19 protein-coding genes and 1 riboswitch are annotated in these 24329 nt (G+C 55.3%); of the genes, 13 read left to right on the top strand and 6 right to left on the bottom strand.

Going from position 1 to position 24329, the window contains the following annotated elements:
* Nucleotides 1-256: 256 nt before the first annotated feature.
* The 3 genes from hrpA (at nt 257) to LG198_RS04725 (ending at nt 6816) form a co-directional block, all read left to right on the top strand.
* The gene (gene hrpA, locus LG198_RS04735; RefSeq protein WP_407659132.1) at nt 257-4378 is read left to right on the top strand and encodes an ATP-dependent RNA helicase HrpA; all 4122 of its coding nucleotides are present in this window, start codon (nt 257-259) and stop codon (nt 4376-4378) included.
* 122 nt (nt 4379-4500) lie between these two features.
* Nucleotides 4501-5754: a lytic murein transglycosylase gene (locus LG198_RS04730; RefSeq protein ID WP_230342003.1), complete on the top strand. Its 1254-nt coding sequence runs from the start codon at nt 4501-4503 to the stop codon at nt 5752-5754.
* Between the two features lie 42 nt (nt 5755-5796).
* Complete coding sequence (locus tag LG198_RS04725; protein WP_230342002.1) at nt 5797-6816, top strand: Gfo/Idh/MocA family protein; 1020 nt, start codon at nt 5797-5799, stop codon at nt 6814-6816.
* 102 nt (nt 6817-6918) lie between these two features.
* Here the strand turns inward: LG198_RS04725 and LG198_RS04720 are convergent, their stop codons facing one another.
* Nucleotides 6919-7800, bottom strand: a complete 882-nt coding sequence (locus LG198_RS04720; protein WP_230342001.1) for a DMT family transporter — start codon at nt 7798-7800, stop codon at nt 6919-6921.
* Between the two features lie 102 nt (nt 7801-7902).
* Between LG198_RS04720 and LG198_RS04715 the strand changes: the two genes are divergently transcribed.
* Nucleotides 7903-8670, top strand: a complete 768-nt coding sequence (locus LG198_RS04715) for an AraC family transcriptional regulator (protein WP_230342000.1) — start codon at nt 7903-7905, stop codon at nt 8668-8670.
* Between the two features lie 12 nt (nt 8671-8682).
* On the opposite strand, the gene LG198_RS04710 is transcribed toward LG198_RS04715, so the two are convergent.
* On the bottom strand, nt 8683-9594 hold the full coding sequence (locus LG198_RS04710; protein ID WP_230341999.1) for a LysR family transcriptional regulator: 912 nt from the start codon (nt 9592-9594) through the stop codon (nt 8683-8685).
* Nucleotides 9595-9719: 125 nt separating this feature from the next.
* Here LG198_RS04710 and metE point away from each other — a divergent pair, with 125 nt between their 5' ends.
* Nucleotides 9720-11984: a 5-methyltetrahydropteroyltriglutamate--homocysteine S-methyltransferase gene (metE, locus tag LG198_RS04705; RefSeq protein WP_230341998.1), complete on the top strand. Its 2265-nt coding sequence runs from the start codon at nt 9720-9722 to the stop codon at nt 11982-11984.
* A 52-nt stretch (nt 11985-12036) separates the two neighbouring features.
* Here the strand turns inward: metE and LG198_RS04700 are convergent, their stop codons facing one another.
* Nucleotides 12037-12354 carry a thioredoxin family protein gene (locus LG198_RS04700; protein ID WP_230341997.1) on the bottom strand — a complete coding sequence of 106 codons (318 nt, stop codon included), beginning with the start codon at nt 12352-12354 and terminating at the stop codon, nt 12037-12039.
* 147 nt (nt 12355-12501) lie between these two features.
* Nucleotides 12502-12912, top strand: a riboswitch (cobalamin riboswitch).
* Nucleotides 12913-13071: 159 nt separating this feature from the next.
* Here LG198_RS04700 and nrdA point away from each other — a divergent pair.
* From nrdA to LG198_RS04660, 8 genes are all read left to right on the top strand, one after another.
* Nucleotides 13072-15351 carry a class 1a ribonucleoside-diphosphate reductase subunit alpha gene (gene nrdA, locus LG198_RS04695; protein WP_230341996.1) on the top strand — a complete coding sequence of 760 codons (2280 nt, stop codon included), beginning with the start codon at nt 13072-13074 and terminating at the stop codon, nt 15349-15351.
* A 61-nt stretch (nt 15352-15412) separates the two neighbouring features.
* Nucleotides 15413-16546 (top strand): class Ia ribonucleoside-diphosphate reductase subunit beta, encoded by a 1134-nt coding sequence (gene nrdB / locus LG198_RS04690; protein WP_230341995.1) that lies wholly within the window; start codon nt 15413-15415, stop codon nt 16544-16546.
* A complete protein-coding gene (gene yfaE, locus LG198_RS04685; protein ID WP_230341994.1) occupies nt 16543-16959 on the top strand; it encodes a class I ribonucleotide reductase maintenance protein YfaE in 417 nt (138 codons plus the stop codon). The genes nrdB and yfaE overlap by 4 nt, the downstream gene beginning before the upstream one ends.
* Before the next feature lie 103 nt (nt 16960-17062).
* Complete coding sequence (locus LG198_RS04680; RefSeq protein ID WP_230341993.1) at nt 17063-19306, top strand: TonB-dependent siderophore receptor; 2244 nt, start codon at nt 17063-17065, stop codon at nt 19304-19306.
* A 41-nt stretch (nt 19307-19347) separates the two neighbouring features.
* A complete protein-coding gene (locus LG198_RS04675) occupies nt 19348-20331 on the top strand; it encodes an alpha/beta hydrolase (protein WP_230341992.1) in 984 nt (327 codons plus the stop codon).
* Nucleotides 20328-20600, top strand: coding sequence for a hypothetical protein (locus LG198_RS04670; protein ID WP_230341991.1), 273 nt, complete (start codon nt 20328-20330; stop codon nt 20598-20600). Before LG198_RS04675 ends, LG198_RS04670 begins: the two co-directional genes overlap by 4 nt.
* Nucleotides 20597-22141, top strand: a complete 1545-nt coding sequence (locus tag LG198_RS04665) for a PepSY-associated TM helix domain-containing protein (RefSeq protein WP_230341990.1) — start codon at nt 20597-20599, stop codon at nt 22139-22141. Before LG198_RS04670 ends, LG198_RS04665 begins: the two co-directional genes overlap by 4 nt.
* An 82-nt stretch (nt 22142-22223) precedes the next feature.
* Nucleotides 22224-22586, top strand: a complete 363-nt coding sequence (locus tag LG198_RS04660) for a DUF3325 domain-containing protein (protein ID WP_230341989.1) — start codon at nt 22224-22226, stop codon at nt 22584-22586.
* A gap of 78 nt (nt 22587-22664) precedes the next feature.
* Here the strand turns inward: LG198_RS04660 and LG198_RS04655 are convergent, their stop codons facing one another.
* From LG198_RS04655 to LG198_RS04645, 3 genes are all read right to left on the bottom strand, one after another.
* Nucleotides 22665-23726 (bottom strand): AI-2E family transporter, encoded by a 1062-nt coding sequence (locus tag LG198_RS04655; RefSeq protein WP_230341988.1) that lies wholly within the window; start codon nt 23724-23726, stop codon nt 22665-22667.
* A gap of 39 nt (nt 23727-23765) precedes the next feature.
* Entirely contained in the window at nt 23766-24065 is a 300-nt protein-coding gene (locus LG198_RS04650) for a DUF1840 domain-containing protein (RefSeq protein ID WP_230341987.1), read from the bottom strand.
* Nucleotides 24066-24128: 63 nt separating this feature from the next.
* The gene (locus LG198_RS04645) at nt 24129-24305 is read right to left on the bottom strand and encodes a PLD nuclease N-terminal domain-containing protein (protein WP_230341986.1); all 177 of its coding nucleotides are present in this window, start codon (nt 24303-24305) and stop codon (nt 24129-24131) included.
* Nucleotides 24306-24329: the final 24 nt, after the last annotated feature.

Genomic DNA, 24329 nt, shown 5'->3' with positions numbered 1-24329 from the left:
AGTAAACTTTGCCTTCGTATCCTCGAGGAGATTAAAACTGCTTTTGGCATATGTCGTTGAAGAACACATGCCTACTTCATGTTATTAAGAATGGGCCTGTCAGGTTATAAACACCATCATTCCACGAAAAATTTCCAATCAGTTTGCGATCATGCTTGTTATAGTCAATTCGGCTTGGGGATTTATTTCAGAAGGCTGGGGCTTGGATTCCAGGCACAGAAATAAGCATTAGCCATGCTAAAATTCTCACCTATCTATGACGACACCCAGCCCCATCACCGAGCGCCAGATGCTCAAGCATTTGCAGGCGAAGCTCCCCGATTGTTTATTGCTTGACCGGTTTAACTTCAAGCGCCGCGTGCAGCAGGCCGGGGCGATGCTGGAACAAGGGAAGCCAGTGGATAAATTGCTGGCAGAACTTGCAGCGAAAATCCAGGCTTCCGTTAACCGACTCAAGCTCAGGCGGGAGCAATTGCCCAGGCCGGAGTATCCGCAGGAATTGCCGGTCAGTACCCGTAAGGATGAAATCGCCGAGGCCATACGCAAAAACCAGGTGGTGATCGTCAGTGGCGAGACGGGGTCTGGGAAAACCACGCAGTTACCCAAGATATGTCTTGAGCTGGGGCGGGGCGTCAGCGGCTTGATCGGTCACACGCAGCCGCGGCGCATTGCCGCACGTTCTGTGGCGTCGCGTATTGCGCAGGAATTGAAGTCTCCGCTGGGCGAGACGGTGGGTTACAAGGTGCGCTTCAACGACAGGTTGTCGGAAACCACCTATATCAAGTTGATGACGGACGGCATCCTGCTTGCTGAAACGCAGGGTGACCGCTACCTCAATGCCTACGACACCATCATCATCGACGAGGCGCACGAGCGCAGCCTGAATATTGATTTCCTGCTCGGCTATCTCAAACAATTACTGCCACGCCGTCCTGACCTGAAAGTGATCGTGACTTCGGCGACGATTGATGCCGAGCGATTCTCAAAACATTTCAATGGCGCGCCGGTGATCGAAGTCTCTGGGCGGACTTATCCGGTGGAAATCCGTTATCGGCCATTGGGCAGCCGCCGTATGGTGATTGCGCCGGCACCTGCTCCGGTCGCTGTATCTATAGTTGAAGTGCCGGTGAGTGAAGCTGAAACCAGGCCTGCCGAGGAGTTCAAGCGCAAGGCAGGCAATGTTGACCCTTCCATCCGCAAATGGCTGGATGACGACGATATGGAGTTGCTGGGCCAGGACGTGATGGGGGTGCAGCGCAAGCCGCGCGCGGAGGCCAAGTGGCTGGAAGAGGATGATGCTGAGGAGGCCATGGAGGAAGCGATTCTCGACTCGGTGGAACAGCTGTCCCGGCTTGGCGGCGGCGATATCCTGGTGTTCCTGCCTGGTGAGCGCGAAATTCGTGAGACGGCGGATTACCTGAACAAGCACCTGCGCCATGTCGAGATATTGCCCTTGTTTGCCCGCCTGTCGATTGAAGACCAGCAGCGGGTGTTCCGTTCCGGTGGCGGGCGGCGTGTGGTGTTGGCAACCAATGTGGCGGAAACATCGCTGACCGTGCCTGGCATCAAGTATGTGATTGATACTGGCCTGGCGCGGGTCAACCGCTACAGCGCGCGTGCCAAGGTCGAGCAGTTGCAGGTGGAAAAAATCTCCCAGGCGGCGGCACGCCAGCGTGCAGGCCGATGTGGCCGTGTTTCCAGCGGGATTTGCATCCGGCTTTACGATGAAGCAGATTTCAACAATCGTCCCGAGTTTACTGATCCGGAGATCCTGCGCTCTTCCCTGGCTGCCGTCATTCTGCGCATGGCGGCGCTCAAGCTGGGCAATGTACAGGAGTTTCCCTTCATCGAGGCGCCCAGCTCGCGCTACATTGCGGATGGTTACCAGCTATTGCAGGAGCTGGGCGCAGTAGATGCTGAGCACAACATTACTGAGACCGGCCGACAGTTGGCGCGCCTGCCGCTAGACCCGCGTGTTTCGCGCATGATTCTGGAAGCGAAGAAGCAGAGCTGCGTGCGCGAAATCCTCATCATCGCCAGCGCCCTGGCAATCCAGGATCCGCGCGAGCGGCCGATGGACAAGCGCGAGGCAGCCGACCAGGCGCATGCCAAGTTCAAGGTCGAGCATTCCGACTTCATGGGCTTTATCAAGCTGTGGGAGTGGTATGAGGAGGCGCTCAAGGCCAAGAAGTCCAACAAGGATTTGCTCAACAAATGTCATAGCAATTTCCTCTCGTTCATGCGGCTCAAGGAATGGCGTGAGCTATACCAGCAGCTCAGGGAAATTGCCGCGGAGCTGGAACTCAAACTCAATGACGAAGCGGCATCCTATGAGCAAGTGCACCGAGCATTGCTCGCAGGCCTGCTGGGCAATATCGGCTTCAAGGACGGCGAGGCGGACAACTACCTGGGCGCGCGTGGCATACGCTTCCATGTCGCGCCGGGTTCAACCCTGAAAAAAGCGCGCCCAAAGTGGGTGATGGCTGCCGAACTGATGGAAACCACCAAGCTTTATGCGCGCTGTGTGGCGCGTATAGAGCCCGACTGGATAGAGCCGCTTGCGCGCGGCCTGACGCAAAGCCATTACAGTGACCCGCGCTGGGACCGCAAGGCTGCGCAGGTGGTGGCCTGGGAACGCATGAGCCTCTATGGCCTCACCGTCGTGCCGCGCCGCCGCGTGCATTATGGCCCGATCAATCCGCAGGAATCGCGCGAAATCTTCATCCGCGAAGCGCTGGCCAATATGGAGTTCGATACGCGCGCACCATTCTTCAGCGCCAACCGCCGCCTGATCGCCGAGATCGAGGAACTGGAGCACAAGGCGCGGCGCCAGGATGTGCTGGTGGACGAACATACCCTGTTTGCTTTCTATGATGCGATTATTCCGCAAAACATCATCAATGGAGCGGGTTTCGAGAAATGGCGCGAGGAGACGGAAAAAGACAATCCCAAGCTGCTGTACCTGACACGCGAACACCTGATGCGACATGGGGCGGCCGGGGTCACAGAGGTGCAGTTCCCAGAGCACTTGGTCCTCGATGGTGTCAAGCTGCCGCTTAAGTACCGCTTCGAGCCGGGTCATCCGCTGGATGGTGTCACTGCCACGGTGCCGCTGGGCTTGCTCAACCAACTGAACCCGGTTGAGGCCGAGTGGCTGGTGCCAGGCATGATCCGCGAGAAGGTCACGGCGTTGATCAAGGCGTTGCCCAAGACCCTGCGGCGCGTATGCGTGCCGGTGCCGGATTTCGTGACTGGCTTCCTTGAAACGTCGGCCAGGCCGGAAGGGGCATTATTGCCTGTACTGGCAAGCTATATCCAGCAGCGAACCGGCCTGAAGCTGAATGCGAGTGAGTGGGAAGCCAATGCGCTGGATGCGCACCTGCATATGAACTTCAGGGTGGTGGATGAGAAAAACCGCGAGCTAGGCAGCGGCCGAGATTGGCATGCGCTCAAGGCGCAACTCGGCCAAGCGGCACAGCTGACGTTCCGCAGCAGTTCGCCCAGCATTGAAAAATCCGGCCTCAAGCAATGGGATTTTGGTGATTTGCCACCCACATTGAGCTTCAGCCGTGATGGCCGGCAATTGACCGGTTATCCGGCGTTGGAGGACAACACAGACAGCGTCGCGATCAAGTTGTTTGATACTGAACTTGCAGCCACGTTGGCGCATCGTGCAGGTGTGCGCCGTCTGATGCGCTTCGAGCTCAAGGAGCAGATGAAGCAGCTGGAAAAAGGCCTGCCTGGTTTCAATCAATATGCCTTGCAACTGCGCAATATCATGAGTCCGGACGAACTGCGCGAGGATATGCTGGTTGCAATCGGCGACCGTGCCTTTATTGGCGATGACAACCTGCCGCGCAGCAACCAGGACTTCATGGCGCTGAAAACGCGCGCACGTACCCGCTTGCCGGCGGTTGTGGAAGGCGCCGGGCGCCTGGCGGCGGCAATTGCCACGGAATATACCCAGCTCATACAAAAGTTGAACGCGCTGCCGGCCAACCTGTCCAGAATAAAGAAGGAAGTTGAAGGCCAGTTGGCACGCCTGCTGCCTAAGCGTTTCTTCAGTGCAACGCCCTGGGAAACACTACAGCACCTGCCGCGCTATATCAAGGCCATGCGTTTGCGTCTGGAAAAATATCCAAGCAGCATAGAGCGGGATGCGCGCAGCGCGCAGGCGGTGCAGCAGGTCTGGGAGCGTTGGGAATCCCGCGTGCAGGGCTTGCGTAAGGCCAACCACGAGATTCCGCCAGCTTTGCTGGACTATCGCTGGTTGATCGAGGAGTTACGCGTATCCTTGTTTGCGCAGGAGCTGAAAACGCCATTCCCGGTGTCGGTCAAGCGCCTGGACAAAGCCTGGGAAGACTTGATCCGGGCATGATGGGGTTGTGGTGTTTCGTCTCGCCCTTCCGGTCTTGAGCCGGAATCTTGTGGCGAGTGGGGAATTGGCATCAGATGCCGGATCAAGTCCGGCATGACAAAATTAACTGTTTGGAGGAAGTCTTGTTCAAATTGCGCCGTTCAACCGCATGCTTATTGATGGTGATGCTGTTTGCTCCAGTCTCCCATGCTGCAGAGCAGAGTTTTGATGAGTGGTTGCAGGATTTCAGCCGCGATGCGCAGGCGCAGGGCATCTCCGCAACCAGTTTGCAGGCTGCTTTGGCAGATGCCAAGCCGATTGACCGTGTGGTCGAACTTGACCAGGCCCAGCCTGAATTCGTGCAGACCTTCATGACCTACCTTACAAAGCGCGTCACGCCGCGCCAGATTGGCCGTGGCCAGCAATTGTTGCAAGAGCAGGGCGCATTGTTACAGGCAGTTGAGCAGAAGTATGGTGTGCCTGCGCCAGTGTTGCTGGCCTTTTGGGGGCTGGAAACCAACTATGGCCAGACCCTGGGTGGCTTTTCCACGCCGCAGGCATTGGCAACGCTGGCCTATGAGGGACGTCGCCACGCTTTCTTCCGCAGCCAGTTGCTGGATGCGCTGCGCATCCTCGATGCAGGCCATGTGGAAGCCAGGAACATGGTAGGCTCCTGGGCCGGGGCAGTGGGGCACATGCAGTTCATGCCCTCCACCTTCCTGGCGTATGCCGAGGACGGCGACGGCGATGGCAAAATCAATGTCTGGCAGTCCATTCCCGATGCCCTGTATTCCGCAGGGCATTATTTGCAATCGATAGGCTGGAAACGCGACGAGCCTATCGCGGTCGAGGTTTCCCTGCCTGAGGGTTTTGCCTGGCAGGAGGCTGCCATCAACCAGAAACGCAGCGTAGGGCAATGGCAGGCACTGGGCGTGCAGGCACTTGGCCAGGCAACATTGCCGCCCGCAGAGCGCGACGCGGCAGTTATCTTGCCGCAAGGCTGGCGCGGGCCGGCGTTCATGGTATTTGATAATTTCAAGGTCGTGATGCAATGGAACCGTTCCACAAATTACGCATTGACGGTGGCGCACCTTGCAAGCCGCCTGCGCGGGGCGCCATCGTTAAGCGGCGGCGCGGGAGCCGAGCAGTACCCGGTGAGCATTGATGCCATCAAGCGCCTGCAACAGCAGCTGACAGAGCTGGGCTTTGATACCGGCGGCAGCGATGGCCTGCCAGGGCCAAAAACCCAGGCTGCCATCCGTGGCTACCAGCTCGCGCATGCCTTGCCTGCCGACGGTTACGCCTCGCCCAGCCTGATGCAGCATGTGGCCACCAAGCTGGCTGCGCAAACGGTTGATACCGAACTGATCCCCGGTTTTCCGGGCACACAGCCATAATCGTCAATATCGCGACGAATCAATTCAAGAGGAGAGATGCACATGAGTCAGGAACGAAAGCTACGCTGGGGTATATTAGGTGCCGCCAGGGTCAATGAGCGCCTGTTGCCGGCGATTGTCGAGGCATCCAATGCGGAGCTGGTGGCGATTGGCAGCCGCCGTGCAGGGGCTGCGGCTGCCACCCTGAAAAAGCACGCGCCGCATGTCACGGGCGTCAACTGCTATGACGATGCCGAAGCTTTGCTCGATGATGAGCGCGTCGAGGCAGTCTACCTGCCCATGTCCAACCATGAACATACGGAATGGGCATTAAAGGCGATTGCGAAGGGCAAGCATGTATTGATCGAGAAGCCCTTGGCGCTCACGGTCGCGGATGTTGATGCGATTGCTGAAGCTGCCAGCCAACGAGGCGTGACCGTGATGGAAGGCTTCATGTACGTATTCCACCCGCAATATGCCCGCGTGCAGGAGCTGCTGCGCTCCGGCGTGATCGGCGACGTGAAGTTCGTGCGTGCCAGCTATTCCTTCATCATGAAACCCGCACGGCTCTACCGCCTAGAAAAAGATGTGGACAACGGCGGCGGCGCCATGTGGGATATTGGGCCTTATGCCATCCATTCATTGCGCAGTTGCTTTGATAACGAACCGCTCAGCGTGACAGCGCTTGCCAAATACACCGAAAGCGGCGCCGATATTGCCACCAGCGGCGTATTTGATTTTGGCGACGGCAAACATGGCCATTTTGACATCAGCTTTGAATGTTCGCGCCGTTCCGAATACCAGGTGACGGGAAGCAAGGGCGGCCTCAAGTGCCACACCGTGTGGCAACAGGCTGGCGATGCGCCCGTGATCAGCTGGTGGACCGAGGATGGCCGTTTCTGGGAAGAACGCCTGCCGGCAAGCAGCCATTTCATCCTGGAAATCGAGCATTTCAGCGACAGCGTGCTCAACAACAAGCCGCCTTTTCTCAGCCTGGAGGATGCGCGCGGCAACAGCAAGGCGATTGTGGCCGCAATGCAATCTGCCGCCGAAGGCCGGCGAGTGGAGATTGCCCTAGACTAGGTCGGGACGTTTCATGGGAGCAGGCAGCGATGCTGCCTGCTCCAGCGTTGTCTTGATTCAATGACGCAAATACCCGGGTTTTTACTGCCGCTCATGAAATCTTCATGCATTGCGCTGTGCCATGGATAGCTGAGACAGCATAACCCCAAGTAATGCCGCACTACCGCCAATGAGGTGATGGGCGTCTAAATGCTCATGCAAGATGACAACGGCTAGCCCTGCGGTGAATACGGGGAGCAAATTCATCGTCATGCTGCAGCGGTTGGGGCCAAGATATTCAATTCCCTTAATCCAGCAATAAGGCAATGCGACTGAGGCCAATATGCCCGCATACAAAATCAAGGGGAGCGAGCGGGTGTTGATCTGCGCTTGCCCTGCAGGAACTAAAAGCACCATCGGGATCATGAAGACCAATGCTGCCATGGCCTGGAGATAGGTGGACTGCCACGCAGGCAAAGGCAGTTTCCAATGTTTGAGCAGGACGCTGTACAGTGCATAACTGGCGACAGCAGTCAGCATCAGCAAATCTCCTTGATGCCAGCCACCCTTTAGCAACTGTCCGACATTCCCTTCACTCACCAGGTATAAAGTCCCTATCAGGGCAAGTGCTGCACCGAGCAGCATGATGGGCTTGGGGTGGTCGCGCAGCACCAATGCACTCATCAGCAATGTCATCAGTGGCGTCAAGGCGGTAATGATGGCCATATTGGTTGCGGTGGATGTATCTGCTGCCCAGTAGGAAAGGCACTGGTAAAAGGCCATGCTCAGGAAGCCAAGAAAAAACAGCTTGGGTAATACCTTTTTAATCGTTCCACGATTTTTCCAGGCAGGAATTGCGACAAAAAAGCTCATCAGGCTGACGGCCACAACCAGGCGGTAAAAGGTAATGGCCGGAGGCGCGATGATGCCTGATGCGACTTTGGAAACGATCACATTCCCAGCCCATAACGCCATCGCCGTGAGAGGAAAGAACCAGAATTTCATGGTGTATATGCTTATTCACAAATCAGGGAGAGCCATCATGGCAGTCGTAATGGCGGCCGTCTGGCGATAAAATGACAATCTTTATCGCAAAAGAGACATGACGTGATTCATCCTGATGCGCATATCCTCTATGAGCATGCCACCATGCCAGTCACAGCGATGGCGGCTGATTATGAAGACCGTCATTTCATTGATGCGCACACGCATCGCAGGGCGCAGTTTCTTTATGCAACGCGAGGGATCATGATGATCGAGACGCGGCAGGGACGCTGGGTCGTTCCTCCCAGCCGGGGCGTATGGCTGCAAGCCGGTGTGGAACATACGGTGCGGATGCGCGGCAATGTCCATATGCGGACTTTATTTGTCGATCCGGATGCCGCTCCGGGGCTGCCTCGGGACAATTGCGTTGTGTCAGTCTCGCCGCTGCCCAGGGAACTGATCCTGGCTGCCACGGAAGTTCCGCTGGAATACAGCATGGAAAGTAGAAACGGCCGCCTGATGCGCTTTCTGCTGGATGAGTTGCGCGAACTGCCGGTGCTGCCTTTCCACATTCCATGGCCTGCGGACCGGAAGCTCGATTCCCTGTGCCGCCAAATCTACGATTTCCCTGATGCACGAATTACTGCTAAAGAATGGGCAGATAAGCTGGCCATGAGCGTGCGCACGTTTCACCGGCACTTCCGCAACGAGACCGGCATTACATTCGCGCAATGGCGCCAGCTTGCAAGGCTGCTAAGGTCATTGGAACGCTTGGCGGAAGGGGTGTCCATATTGCAGGTTGCGCTGGAGCATGGCTATGCAAGCCAGAGCGCCTATGCCGCATTGTTCAAACGGAATTTCGGTGTGCCGCCCTCTGCCTTTTACCGTTAAGGGATGGTTGGTTCAAAGCAGCTTGATATCCGCCAGGTTGTCGGCACAGGTTTCGCGGATGATCCTTGCCAGTTCACGCGTATAGGGGCGCGCCATGGTATCTGGCATGCCAATCGCATGCAGTTCTGACCACAGGCCTTTCTTGCCTATCGGCTTTGCAATCACGTAGTCATGCTCGATGTAGCTTTGGATGCCCCAGTTGGGCAGGGCAGCCAAGCCCCGGCGGCTCGCCACCAGTTGCATGATGGCGATGGTGAGCTCGCTGGTGCGGCGGGTAAATTCGACGCCCGCAGGCTTGAGCACCTGGCGGATAACGTCGATGCGGTCTTCCGGCACCGGGTAGGTGATCAGCGTTTCCCCGGCAAAATCCTCGGCCTCTAACCGCGGCTTGTTGCGCAAGGCATGTTCCGGCGGCAGGACCGCCATGATCTCGAACTTGAACAGCGGGGTATGCACCAGGTCGCGTTGTTTTCCCGGCAGGCTGCCGATCACCAGGTCGGCCTTGCCTTCATGGAGCAAGTGCCAGGGGTCGCTATGGAAACCTGCCACGAGGTCAAGCTCGACTTCCGGCCATGCGCGCCGGAAGGCATCCATGACCGGGGTCAGCCAGTCGAAGCAGGTGTGGCATTCCAGCACTAGCCGCAGCTCGCCGGATTGGTCGCTCTTGAGGCGGATCAGGTCGCGCTCGGTTTTATCCAGCGCATCCAGTACTTCGTGCGCCAATGCCAGCAAACGCTCGCCAGCCGGAGTGAAGCGTATGCCGTGTGCGGTACGCTGAAACAGGGTGATCTCGTAATGATTCTCCAGGACGCGAATCTGGTGGGATAGTGCTGATTGCGTGAGGAATACGCGTTCTGCGGCATGGGCAAGCTTGCCGGTTTCGGCAATCGCGATCAATGATCTCAGGTGGCGGATTTCCAGCATGGCGATGGGGTGGTCTTGGTATGAATTAAATTCAAGTTTATCAAAAAAACTTTCGCTTTTTTAAATTTATCTCATGCAAGACAATCCTGGCTTGTTTTCAAAAAGCTCAAGCAAGGAAGTTCAACATGGCAATCGCACATATTCTGGGTTATCCGCGCATTGGCGAGAAGCGCGCTCTCAAATTCGCCCAAGAGGCATTCTGGAACGGCGAGCTGACTGCTGCCGGTCTGCAAGAAGTGGGCAAAGGTCTGCGGGAGCAGCACTGGAACAAGCAGCAACAGGCTGGCCTGGGATTTATCACGGCAGGTGATTTCACGTTTTATGACCATGTGCTGGACCATGTGGTGCTGTTCGGCGCGGCGCCTGCACGTTTCGGTTTCAAGGGCCCGCTAAGCGAGCAGGATTATTTTGCCATGGCGCGTGGTAACAAGGCGCAGCCAGCGATGGAGATGACCAAGTGGTTTGATACCAATTACCACTACATCGTGCCGGAACTCAATGCAGACACCAGCTTTTCCATCAATGCCCACGATTTTCTCTCTCGCCTCGATGAAGCGCAAAAACTGAATAAATCAGTCAAGCCCGTGTTGCTCGGACCGGTCAGCCTGCTGTACCTCAGCAAGGCCAAGGGCGTGGACAAGCTGAGCCTGCTGGACAGTCTGGCAGAGCAGTATGCCAATTTGCTGAAAGAGCTGCACCACAGGAAGATTGAATGGGCGCAGATTGATGAGCCTATCTTTGCGCTCGACCTGGACGATGCATGGCTCAAGGCCTTTGAGCGGGCCTATGCCTGGTTCCGCACTTCGCGCCCGAAGCTGTTGCTGGCTACCTATTTTGCCAATGTGGCCCGTTACCAGGGCTATATCACCAGTTTGCCGGTGGATGGCGTGCATATCGACCTGGCGCGCGCGCCGGAGCAGCTTGCGCCCTGGCTGAATGCCTTGCCCGGCCATTGGGTCTTGTCGGCAGGAGTGATCGATGGCCGCAATATCTGGCGCAACGACCTGGACAAGAGCCTGGAAACGCTCCAGCCGCTTGCCGCCAAACTGGGTGAGCGCCTGTGGGTGGCGCCTAGCTGCTCCTTGCTGCATACGCCGGTGACGTTGGCGCATGAAGAAAAGCTGGATGTGGAAATAAAATCCTGGCTGGCATTTGCCGACCAAAAGCTGCAAGAGCTCAATATCCTGGTGAAAGCTCTTAATGAAGGGGACGAGGCAGTTGCTACACAGCTGGCTGAATCGCGCGCTGCCGTGCAGGCACGCCACAGCTCGCCACGCGTGCATGCTGTAGCGGTTAAAGCCAGACTGGCCGCGCTGGACAAGGTCAATGAAGATCGTGCCCATGCCTACGCAGAACGCCGCAAGACCCAGCATGAAAAGCTCAAACTGCCATTGCTGCCGACCACGACGATAGGCTCTTTCCCGCAAACGGCTGAAATCCGCGCCAGCCGCGCGGCATTCAAGAAGGGCGATATTGCCGTCAACCAGTATGAGGCGGATATGCAGGCGCATATTGCCTATGCTATCCGCGAGCAGGAGGCGCTGGATATTGATGTGCTGGTGCATGGTGAGGCCGAGCGCAATGACATGGTGGAATATTTTGGCGAACAGCTGGCAGGCTATGCCTTTACCCAGCATGGCTGGGTGCAGAGCTATGGTTCACGCTGCGTCAAGCCGCCCGTGATTTATGGCGATGTGTATCGTCCGCAGCCAATGACGGTGGAAACCGCAAAATATGCGCAATCGCTGACTTCACGTCCGGTCAAGGGCATGCTCACGGGCCCTGTCACCATGCTGCAATGGTCGTTTGTGCGTGATGACCAGCCGCGCCAGACCACGGCGTTGCAACTGGCGCTGGCGATACGCGACGAGGTGGATGACTTGCAACGGGCAGGCATTGCCGTGATCCAGATCGACGAACCGGCATTCCGTGAAGGCTTGCCATTGCAGGGCGCGGAGTGGAAGCAATACCTGACCTGGGCGGTGCGTGCCTTCAAGCTCAGCGCCAGCGTGGCAGACGACAGCACCCAGATTCACACCCATATGTGCTATTCGGAGTTCAACGACATCCTGCCGGCGATTGCCGCCATGGATGCGGATGTGATTACCATCGAAACCTCACGCTCCCATATGGAGCTTCTGGATGGCTTCGGCGAATTCAAGTACCCGAACGAGATTGGCCCGGGCGTGTACGATATCCATTCCCCGCGCGTGCCTTCCGAGCAGGAAATAAGGAGGCTCATGCAGCGTGCGGTTGAAGTGGTGCCAGTGGAGCAACTCTGGATCAACCCGGATTGCGGCTTGAAAACCCGTGCCTGGGAGGAAACCCGTGCTGCGCTGGATAACATGGTGAAGGTGGCCAAGCAACTGCGGCAGGAGTTTACTGCATAAGATCTGCCAGTGGCCGGATACAGGGTCTGCCATCTCAGGTGGCAGGCCCTTTTTAATTATCCAGTGTTTGCAGGGCGGCCAGGATATCCCCGACTGTTTGCGGTCGCACCAACCGCGCCAGCTCCACACCATCATGAAGCACGATGAGCGTAGGCCAGAGCTTGACCGCGAAGCTGCGCCCCAGCCGCTTGCCTTGGCCGTCTTCGATTCTGATATGCGGTAAATTGGGGTATTGGGACAAGGCCGATTCAATGATGTGCTGCGCCGCCCGGCAGTAGCCGCACCAGCTTGCGCCGAATTCGAGTAGCAACCCGCCTGGGCGGGCATCAATTTCTGCGCGGGTTGGTTCCGGGATGGTGGCTGGTTTCATTAGGAATTGATGATTTGCAAAGCCATGATTTTGCCATGTATGGGGACAGCATAAAGCAAATAAAAAATTCTCTTTTAAAATCTGGAATCTAGCTGAATATATCAATATGTAGTGTTTTTTATCTAACACAACCCCATTTTATTGCGGTATAGTCCATCCCACTACGGTGTTCAATTATCGTTCGATTAATTGGAGATAAGGGAATGCGGTAAAGGTGTCATGCCTTGAAGCCGCAGCTGTCCCCGCAACTGTAACCGAAGAGTGGTATACCCAAGTGATGGTCACTGGGTGTGTGATATATAGCCTGGGAAGGCCGGTAAACCACTAAAAGTGGCTAACAAAACTCTCCTGGCGTTGTTGTTCTGCCTTGCCGTACTACTTGTACTGTCTGTGGCAGAGCGCCTAGCCAGGAACGCTTCGCTGAGTTTTGTTAGCCACTCTAAAGTACGGATTTGCCTTCAAGCGTATAAGCGCGTTAGGTCGCCCTTGATCTACGCTTGAATGCAAAGCCGTATAAGATTCGGGAGCCAGGAAACCTGCCGTAGGCTACTTAACTATAACGTTTGAGGCGGGGTGTCCTCAGCTGAACGGAATTGCTTGGCAAGTGCCCGGCGGTTTCTGTCATGCTGTATTCAGTAATGAGCAGGATCGTTTGCCATTCGGCATCGGTGCGATGTTCATGATGAAGATGCCTCGCTTCCTGCCCGGGAGCCTTAGATGACAAAGTATGAATCCATGAAAGCCACCAAGCGAGATGGCCGTCAGGAGCCGATCAACCTCGATAAAATCCACCGTGTGATCGACTGGGCAGCGCAAGGCCTCAATAACGTTTCCGTATCCCAGGTAGAACTGAAGTCGCATATCCAGTTTTACGATGGCATCCGTACTGACGCTATTCATGAAACCATCATCAAGTCCGCTGCGGACCTGATCTCGGAAGAAACCCCGGATTACCAGTACCTGGCTGCACGCCTGTCTATTTTCCACCTGCGTAAGATCGCCTATGGCCAGTTCGAGCCGCCGCACCTGTTTGACCATGTCAGCAAGCTCACCGAGCTGGGCAAGTATGACAAGCACATTCTGGCGGATTACAGCCGCGAGGAGTTTGATGAGCTGAATACCCATATCGACCACTGGCGTGATATGAATTTCTCCTATGCCGCGGTGAAGCAGCTCGAAGGCAAATACCTGGTGCAGAACCGGGTGACCAAGAAAATCTACGAAAGCCCGCAGTTCCTCTATATCCTGGTGGCGATGTGCCTATTTGCCAAGTATGAAGGCAAGGCGCGTATCGATTACATCAAGCGCTTCTATGATGCGGTTTCCACCTTCAAGATTTCGTTGCCGACGCCCATCATGTCCGGCGTGCGTACGCCTACGCGCCAGTTCAGCTCCTGCGTGCTGATCGAGTGCGATGACAGCCTGGACAGCATCAATGCCACGACCAGTGCGATCGTGAAATATGTTTCCCAGCGTGCGGGCATTGGCGTCAATGCGGGCCGCATCCGTGCGCTTGGCAGCGAAATCCGCAATGGCGAAGCGCAGCATACCGGCTGCCTGCCGTTCTACAAATTGTTCCAGTCTGCGGTCAAGTCGTGCTCGCAGGGTGGGGTGCGCGGCGGCGCGGCGACCTTGTTCTATCCTTTGTGGCACCTGGAAGTGGAATCGCTGCTGGTGCTCAAGAACAACCGCGGGGTGGAAGAAAACCGCGTGCGCCACCTCGATTACGGCGTGCAGATCAACCGCCTGCTGTATCAGCGCCTGATCAAGAGCGGGAACATCACCTTGTTCTCGCCGCATGATGTGCCCGGCCTCTATGACGCTTTCTTTGCCGACCAGGACGAGTTCGAGCGCCTGTATACGCAATACGAGGCTGACGACAGTATCCGCAAGCGCATCTTGCCTGCGGTGGATCTGTTCTCGCTCATGATGCAGGAGCGTGCCGGGACCGGGCGTATCTATATCCAGAACGTCGACCATTGCAACACGCATAGCCCCTTCAACCCCAAACTGGCGCCGGTGCGCCAGTCCAACCTATGCATGGAAATCGCACTACCAACGCATCCGCTTGACGACATCAATGATGAGAATGGCGAGATCGCGCTGTGTACCTTGTCTGCCTTCAACCTCGGTGCCCTGGAAACCCTGGACGAGCTCGATGGCCTGGCTGAGCTGGTGGTGCGTGCACTGGATGCATTGCTGGAATACCAGGATTACCCGGTCAAAGCGGCATTGAATGCCACTAACAAGCGCCGCTCGCTGGGCGTGGGCGTGATCAATTACGCCTATTACCTGGCCAAGAATGACACTGGGTATACCGAAGAGGGCGCACTGGGCCTGACCCATCGTACTTTTGAGGCGATCCAATACTACCTGCTCAAGGCCTCCGTGCAGTTGGCGCGCGAGTTCGGCCCTTGCGATGCCTTCAATGAAACCACCTACTCGCAAGGCCTGCTGCCGATCGATACCTATAAAAAGGACCTAGATACAGTTTGCCAGGAAGCGCTACAGCTGGATTGGGAACAATTGCGCAAGGACATCGTCGCGCACGGCCTGCGTAATTCCACCTTGACGGCGTTGATGCCGTCCGAGACTTCCAGCCAGATAGCCAATGCGACCAATGGCATCGAGCCGCCGCGCGGCCTGGTATCGGTCAAGCAATCCAAGGATGGCATCCTGCGCCAGGTGGTACCGGAGATCGAGCGCCTGCGTGGCCGCTATCAGCTGCTGTGGACCTTGCCCAACAACGATGGCTACCTGAAGCTGGTAGGCATCATGCAGAAATTTGTCGATCAGTCGATCTCTTCCAATACCAACTACGATCCCAAGCGTTTCGAAGGTGGCAAGGTGCCGATGAAGCAGTTGCTCAAGGACTTGCTGCAGGCTTACAAGCTCGGCGTGAAGACACTGTACTACCACAACACCCGTGACGGTGCGAGCGAGGGCGGCACAGAGGCCGAGGATGACAGTTGCGCAAGCGGCGCCTGCAAGATTTGAGGACGTGAGCCAGGATGATCCTGGCTTGGTCCCTGGTTGAATCAAGAACGAGACTGATAATATGGCGTATAGCATTTTTTCAAAGACGGACAACAAGCAGCTGGAAGAACCGATGTTCTTCGGCCAGCCTGTGAACGTGGCGCGCTATGATCAACAGAAATACCCGGTATTCGAAAAGCTGATCGAGAAGCAGCTGTCGTTCTTCTGGCGGCCGGAGGAGGTGGATGTATCGCAGGACAGGCACGACTACCAGAACCTGCCCGAGCATGAGAAGCACATCTTCATCAGCAACCTCAAATACCAGACCTTGCTGGATTCCATTCAGGGCCGCAGCCCCAATGTCGCCTTGCTGCCGCTGGTGTCATTGCCTGAGCTGGAAACCTGGATCGAGACCTGGGCGTTTTCCGAAACCATACACTCGCGCTCTTACACTCATATCATCCGTAATATCGTCTCCGACCCGTCACTGATCTTTGATGACATCGTGCGCAACGAAAACATCATTGCGCGGGCGAACGACATCTCTGCCTATTACGATGACCTGATCCACAAGACTATGCTCTATTCGCAATTGGGCGAGGGCGACCATGTGATCAATGGTGAAAACCAGCCGGTCAAGCTGCGTGAATTGAAAAAGCAGCTTTATCTCTGCCTCATGAGTGTGAATATCCTAGAGGCCATCCGCTTTTACGTCAGCTTTGCCTGTTCGTTTGCATTTGCCGAGCGCAAGGTGATGGAAGGCAATGCCAAGATCATCCGTCTGATTGCGCGTGACGAGGCACTGCATCTTACTGGCACCCAACACATGCTCAATATCATGCGTTCCGGGCAGGATGACCCCGAGTTTGCCGAGATTGCCAGCGAACTGCATCAGGAGTGTTTCGAGATGTTCCGTGATGCGGCCGAGCAGGAAAAACTATGGGCGGAATACCTGTTCAAGGATGGTTCCATGATCGGCCTCAACAAGGACATCCTCTGCCAGTATGTCGAGTACATCACCAATAACCGCATGGCCTCGGTTGGCTTGCCTCCGGCATTCCCTAATGCCAAGAGCAATCCCATTCCCTGGATCAATACCTGGCTGGCTTCCGATACCGTGCAAGTGGCGCCGCAGGAAGTGGAACTGAGCTCTTACCTGATCGGCCAGATTGATTCGGAAGTATCGGCGGATGACCTTAACGACTTTGAACTGTGAGCACGGTACGCAGCCAGCACATCGGTTTTAACCTTACCCCCCACGAAACCCTGCTTGAGGGGCTGGAGCGTACCGGTCATGAGGTGGAATACCAGTGCCGGGCTGGCTACTGTGGATTATGCCGGGTGAGGCTGCTGGATGGGGAAGTGAGTTACCTGGAGCAGCCTCTGGCATTTGTGGCAGCCGATGAAATCTTGCCCTGCTGCTGCGTTCCAAAATCCGATATCCGGGTTGATTGCGAGCTCAGACCAGAACTTCGCGATTGGCAAGGGCAAGAGGATATGTTCCCTGTGCAACAGCCGCTGTTTGCAGAAGAGTTGCCCGTGCCGACGCCAGCAGTCGCAATGAAAAAAGCACGCCGGAAGAAATCCTCCAAATTGCCAAAGCGTACCTATACCTTGTCATTATTTTAAAATTGATGGCATTGTAAAGAAATGTAATAGTTATTATTTTTAAATGCATTTAGGAACTGTTTTCATTAAAATTTCTGGCTTTTTCAGTCAGGGGAAAAAATTAATGAAGCAGTTATCCATATCAGAGCTTTATTCGCCAAAGCTTGTATATGCCGTCGTTAGCGCCTTGTTTGCAATGCCTGTCATGGCAGCAGATGAAAGTGGCTCTGTATTGCCAGAAGTGGCTGTTGTCGGTGCCAAAACTGATGACGAAACCAGTAGTTATGTCGCCAAGAAAACCAAGAGTGCGACCAAGACCGATACGTCGATCCTCGAAACACCTCAATCCATTTCGGTCATTGACCGCAAGGAGCTGGATGACCGCAATGCGCAGAATCTTAATGATGCGCTGGGATATACCGCTGGGGTGCGTACCGAGGGGTTGGGCATGGATAGCCGTGCCGAGAGTTATTCGATCCGTGGTTTCAAGGGCGGATTGGACACGGATGACGGCACATCCAATTTATTTCTGGATGGACTCAGGGTTCAAGGCGGCGGACAGTGGAACCGTGCCAGTTTCGACACCTATGGCCTGGAGCGCGTTGAGGTGCTTAAAGGGCCTTCGGCAGCCATATATGGGCAGATTGTGCCAGGAGGGTTGATTAACCTAGTTACCAAGCGTCCAACTTTGAACCAGGTAAATGAAGTTCGTCTGCAAGGAGGCAGTTTCGACCAGTACAAGGCGGCATTCGATATCGGCGGCAGTCTTGCCGATGATAATTCGGTATTGTTCAGGCTCGTCGGCTCATTCAATGACGGCAATTCGCAAGTCGACCATACCGATTTGCAGCGCACCTATTTTGCGCCCAGCTTGTTGTGGCAGATTTCCGAGAACACTAGCTTGACGTTGCTCGCCCAATACCAGCGTGACAAGGGCGGGTCCACTTTCCAGTTCCTGCCTTATTTTGGGACCGTGAAGGCCAGTCCGGCGGGCGGGCGTCTGGATATCGATACATTTCTTGGCGAGCCGGGTTGGAACCTGTTTGACCGGGAGCAATCGTTGGTCGGCTGGTCATTTGAGCATCGCTTCAACGATATATGGCAGTTTCGCCAGAATGCCCGCTATACGAATATTGAGAATGATATTAGAGGGGTAGTCGGAGGCATTGATAATGGCAGTGCTCCAAGTGGAATATTCAGTCGTCGTGCGGTTCTTGGGCATGGACAATCCGAAGGTGTGGCAATCGATAACCAGCTTCAGGCCGATTTCAGTACCGGGGAAATAAAACATACTGTGCTGCTGGGCCTTGATGCTCAACGCATCAATTGGCAAAACAACCGTTATGGAGCTACTGCATCCTCCATTTCCCTGTTCAACCCGGTATATACAGGGATCGGCAATCCGACCTTCAATTTGCAAAGCGATTACGATGCGGACCAAAAGCAGACTGGGGCCTATTTACAGGAGCAATTGGCCTGGAACAATTGGCGCTTCAGCCTGGGCGGGCGATATGACCGCTTTGATAATAGCCTGCTGAATAAAGCGAACAACCGTCATAACGATTTTGAGGATCACGCCTTCACATGGCGTACGGGAGCGGTGTATCTGTTTGATAATGGCTTCGCGCCGTTTGTCAGCTATTCCACTTCCTTCGACCCGGGCCCCTTGACTACCGTGACATGGCAGGACGTTTCCCTGAAGCCGATCAAGGGCAAGCAATACGAGGCCGGGGTGAAGTACCAGCCGCCAGGCAGCAATAGCCTGGTCAGCGTGTCCGTATACGAGCTGACCCAGGAAAATCGGGTAGTAACCGACAGCACCCCAGGCCATGTCTGTGTCAACCCCAATGGTGCAGCCACTTGTTCTACCCAGGTGGGAGAGGCAAAGATCAAGGGGTTGGAGGTCGAGGGCAAGGCCGCGTTAACCGAGCAACTCAGCCTGCTGGGCAGCTATACTTACATGGATAGCGAAATTACCAAGAGCAATAATGCCCTGGAGCAAGGGAACCAACTAATCAACATTCCACGTCACATGTCTTCCTTGTGGGCAAATTATGCATTTACTACAGGAAACCTTGATGGCTTGAGCGTAGGTCTGGGCGTGCGCTATGTTGGCGGTTCGTACGGATTGACTGCACCGACGGCTACTGCTGCGGTTGGCAATGAGAAGCTGTATGTGGATTCCTACACTTTGTTTGATGCTGCAGTTCGTTATGACCTCAAGTCTGTGGGATGGAGTGGAGCGGAAGTTGCTGTCAATGCCACCAACCTGACAGATAGGGAATATGTGGCGACATGTAGCGGAATCGGCGCTTGCTTCTACGGTATGGGGCGCGTGGTGAATGCAACGCTGAAGTACAACTGGTAATTGTTGTGAGGCGGTTACCGTATAAAGGCAACCGCTTTTTCATGGAACGATATATATTGAAGTTGAAATCGATTTCCCCCTGGATATTGTGGGGCTTGCTATTGTGCGTTCTGCCGGCAGAGGCCAGTAGTCTGGATGACCGCGAGGCATGGCGTGAGGCTACTTTGCCGATAGCGCAACAGCGGGACATATATTCCTCCTCGACAGGCAAGACCTATCGTATCTTCATTTCCCGTCCGGCCGACGAAGCGCCTGTCGGAGGATTCCCCGTTATTTATGTGCTGGACGGCAACGCGATGTTCTATCCAGTTTCCATGCTGGTGCATGGGCAATCCCAGCGCCGAGACGCCACAGGCATTTCGCCTGCGGTTGTCGTTGGCATCGGTTATCCTACGCAAGGATTGCTGGATGAGGTTCAACGTGCCGAGGACTATACCCCGCCGGCGCTAGACCTTGCCGACACCGGAGACCGCCGCGCGGCCAAGCAGGGCGGGGCCGACCGGTTTTTGAGCTTCATCGAGACCGAGCTCAAGCCCCAATTGGCAAAAGAATTTCGCATTGATTCGCAGCGCCAGGCCTTGTTCGGACACTCCTACGGCGGATTGTTTGCCTTGCATGTATTATTCACCCAGCCGCAGGCATTTCAGACCTATATAGTCTCCAGCCCCTCCATCTGGTGGAACAAGCGTTACATCCTTGAGGAGCAGAAACGGTTCGAGGCTCTACCATCAGCAGGGCTCGAGCGGTTGCGCTTACTGTTGATGGTGGGCAGCCTGGAGCAACAGCTGCCTCCAGGTGCCGATCCACAATCCCCCAGGCTGGCACATATGCAGCAGAGGCGCATGGTGGATGCCACGCGCGAGCTGGCCGAGGAACTGCAACACAGCAAGCCGCATGGGCTGAACACGTTCTACCGATTACAGGAAGGTGAGAATCATGGCACAGCCATGCTGACCGGCAGCATCAGGGCGGTGGAATTCTTTCTGGGGAATCCTGATCAGCCTAAGCAAGGAGCCGGTCGATGAAGGCATCTGCCGATATCAGCTTGAGAGTGCTGGCAGCCTTTATCGGCGGATACTTGCTGACTGCGCTGGCCAATCTGGCCTGGGTATTGTCATGGCCTGGGCACCGGGCAGATGCCGTTTATTACGGAACGCTCTTTCCCTGGTTGATTTATTTTGCCGTGATGATCTGGGCATTTTCCGCACGTAGCGCACTCAAAGTCTGGGCTGTGATCCTGGCCGTGGCTGGCGGATTACTGTCCTGGGTTGCATTGGCCTGGTACTTGAAATGAAAAAGACATTTTCCTTATCCATGGCTTGGCTGCATACCTGGTTCGGCTTATATCTCGGATGGCTGCTTTTTGCCGTATTCATCACCGGCACGATGGCAGTGTTTGAACATGGCATCACGCATTGGATGCAGCCTGAAGGTAGACTTGACAATACGGTTTCACAACCTGCGGTCGAGCATCAGTTCGAGGTGGCGCAGGCATACCTGCAACAACACGCGCCCAAGGAAAAAGGCAGCATGTGGATGATCACCCTTCCTGGCGGGGCTCATCCTGGGCTCGAGGTCAGGTGGCGCCAGAAAGGCGAAGCGCATGAAGTGCGGCTCGATCCGGCAAGCGGCGAGCCGATCGAGCTGCGCGAGACCGAAGGCGGCGCAATGCTCACGGATTTCCATTACACGCTGTTGGCGGGTTTGACCGGCACCATTATCGTCGGGCTGGCAGCGGTGGTGATGATGGTGGGGCTGATCAGCGGCATTGTCATTCACAAGCGCATCTTCAAGGATTTCTTCACTTTCCGCCGGCAATCCTCTTCGCAGCGCTCGTGGCTGGATGCGCATAACGTCTCGGGCGTCTTGATGCTGCCGTTCTTGTTGATGATCACCTATACCGGCCTGGTCATGCAGCCGCTGGTATTTCTGCCTTTGGGGCTGAAGGCGGTTTACGATAATCCGCGCGCGTTACGCGGTGATTCCGTGCAGTCCTTTGAGCAACCATATGCGGGCACGCCGGCGGACATGGTCAATATCGGCCAATTGCTGCCCCAGGCAAAAGAAGCCATTGGCAGTGTGGAATGGGCAGTCATCCAGAATGGCGGCGACGCCTCGGCCGTGGTCGAGTTTTTTGCTGGCGTGGGAGGGCGGGTTGCAGCCGTAGCAGACCATGTCGCCTTCAGCGCCGTGACGGGTGAATTGCTCGGTAAGCAAACGGAATGGCGCGATTCTGGATATGTTTTCCGGAGCTTTGTCGGACTTCACATCGCGATGTTCGGCGGCTGGACGGTTTCCTGGCTGTACTTCATCGGCGGCATTGTGAGCTGCGGGTTGATTGCGACCGGATTGATCTTGTTCACCATCAAGCGCCGCAAACGACCTGAAAATGAGTTTGGCGCTGCCAGTGCCCGTGTCTACCGATTGATCGAGGCGCTCAATGTGGCAGCGGTAATGGGCAGCATCAATGCCATATTGATCTATTTCTGGGCCAATCGGATATTGCCAATCGACTTTGCCGAGCGATCCGACTGGGAGGTGCGTGCATTCCTGTTGACTTGGCTGGTGAGCCTGGTGCATGCCTTGATACGCAAGCCATTGGCTAGCTGGCGTGACCAGGTCATCCTTGCTTTGTTGTTGTGCTGGCTATTGCCAGTCTACTCATGGTTAAGTGGCCAACCCAACCTGCTGACATTCTGGCAGAAAGGTGATGGGATAGCCTTCGGGGTTGAAGTAACAATACTGTTGTTCGGGGGGCTGCTCTCAATGGCGATTCCCAAACTTTCCAGCACCATGCAGGGCTTGCCATCCAAGCGGAAGGTCCGGCCTGCATAAGCGTCGCCAATCATAGCCTTGAAAGTTTCTAATTATTTGATTTTTATTTGCAATTACTGTGAAAATTCAGTGAGTAAATGTAATGAGTAATGTTTCTGTATTGGCTGCTTCTCTTATGACATATGCCTTGGCTTATGCTGGGATGACGGCATTCTGCCTGGGTATGGAAAAGCATTATGCCCAAGCAAGGGATGGAGCGGTCTTATCTCCTGCCAGCAGAAAGTGGTTGAAGGCGATTGGCTGGAGTCTTCTGGCTTTGGGGATATTATCAAGTGCCTATGGATGGGGCTGGTCTATAGGTCTGGTAGCCTGGACTGGTTTTGTGTCAGCAGCTGCGATTAGTTTGGTGCTGCTGCTTTCTTATTCTCCCAATCTGTTGACCAAGGCAGGAGTATCTGTAGCAGGAATCGGTTTGCTTGCCTTGCTAGTGATGGTAATCGACTAGATATCACTGAGTTTTTGCACAGATTGCCGATGCTTCGTGTCGGAAACAACCAGGCAACGGCCTAGTTAAGTTTGCTTATTAGTTTCTGTCACTGGTGGGACGTGAGGTTGCAAAGATATCCCACATGGTGATGAACAGTGCTGCAATCAATGGTCCGATCACAAAGCCGTTCAGGCCAAACACTGCCATGCCGCCCAGCGTGGAAATCAGCACCACATAATCCGGCAGCTTGGTGTCCTTGCCTACCAGAATGGGGCGCAAGACATTGTCCACAAGGCCAATCACGAATACGCCAAAAGCAATCAGGGTAATACCATGCCAAAGTGCGCCGGTGGCAAGAAAGTAGATCGCCACAGGTGCCCAGATCAGGCTGGCACCTACGGCAGGCAGCAGCGAGAGGAAAGCCATGATCACGGCCCAGAGCAGCGCGGCCTGGATACCCAGTATCCAGAAGATCAGGCCGCCAAGGGCGCCTTGTGTGATTGCTACCAGAATATTCCCTTTGACCGTAGCGCGAATCACGGTCGTGAACTTGTTGAACAGGTGGCGCTTGTGCTCTGCACTGAGCGGGATCGCCTGTTTCACGCGTATGGAAAGGTTGGTGCCATCGCGCAGCAGGAAGAACATTAAGTAAAGCATAACGGCGAACCCGACTATAAACTGGAAGGTGTTCTGGCCGATGCTCAAGGCTTTGGTCGCGAGCAACTGGCTGCCTTCCATTGCAAATTGCGAAAGCCTTTCCTGGAAGCTCTTGACGTCAGTCAGGCCGATGCGCTCCAGCATCCGGTGAATTGGCGCTGGTGTTGCATCAAGAATTTCCTGGGCATACAGGGCCGGATTGATCTGGCCACCCTTGATCTTCTGAAACAGCATGGCGCCTTCATGCACCAGTGAGCTCGCAATCAGGATGACCGGCACGATCACAATGACGATGCAGACGCCAAGTGTCCCGATTGCCGCCAGGTTCTTGCGGTTTTTGGTAACGCCGAGCAGACGCCGGTAGAGCGGAGTGAACAGGATGGCGAGGATGACGCCCCAGAAAACCGCGCCATAAAATGGCAGCAGGATGATAATTAGCCCCGCAGAAACCAGCAGTAGCAGGAAAACAAAAGATTTGTTGTGAAAATCAGCGCTGTTCATGAGGCGAGAGTCTACTGGTAAAGATTACTGACGGACAGCTTAGTTCCACATGACATTACTGTGGTTGCTGATGGCGGATTCAAGCAGCTTGATCAGCGGCAGGGCACGCTTCTGCAGGCTGACATTGGCTGGTTGATCCTCGGTTTCGCTCGGGTTTGTATCTGGACTAGTAACGCTGCCCAATCCTTGTTGTAAATGCTGGAGTGCCTGGGGCACGTCGTCGGCAAGGATGGCACCAGGAACGGTGCCGCTATGGCCCATGAGTTTGAGCAGTTGTTTGGCGATATCGCCAAACAACATGATGTCGCTATAGCGGGCCGTGGAAAAAGTGACGAGCATGGTTAAGACCCTTGAGTTGGCTGCAATCATAGGCTGCCTGGAGCCGGGCAGCCTATTCATTGATTAATCGGTCTTGCTGCCTGGGCCGGCCAGGTACCAGACGATAAGGCCCAGCACAGGGAAGATCAACACGCCAAGAATCCAGAGGATTTTCTTTACCGTATCTGCCGAGCTCTGGATAATCTTGATAATCGCATAAATGTCTGCAACGAGGATCAGTATGGCGATAATGCTTTGCATGATGTTTTCCTTTTTCTTGGTGGT

It is taken from the genome of Methylobacillus arboreus (assembly GCF_020532725.1).
Lineage (GTDB): Bacteria > Pseudomonadota > Gammaproteobacteria > Burkholderiales > Methylophilaceae > Methylobacillus > Methylobacillus arboreus.
This window is presented reverse-complemented; position numbering and strand designations above follow the sequence as displayed.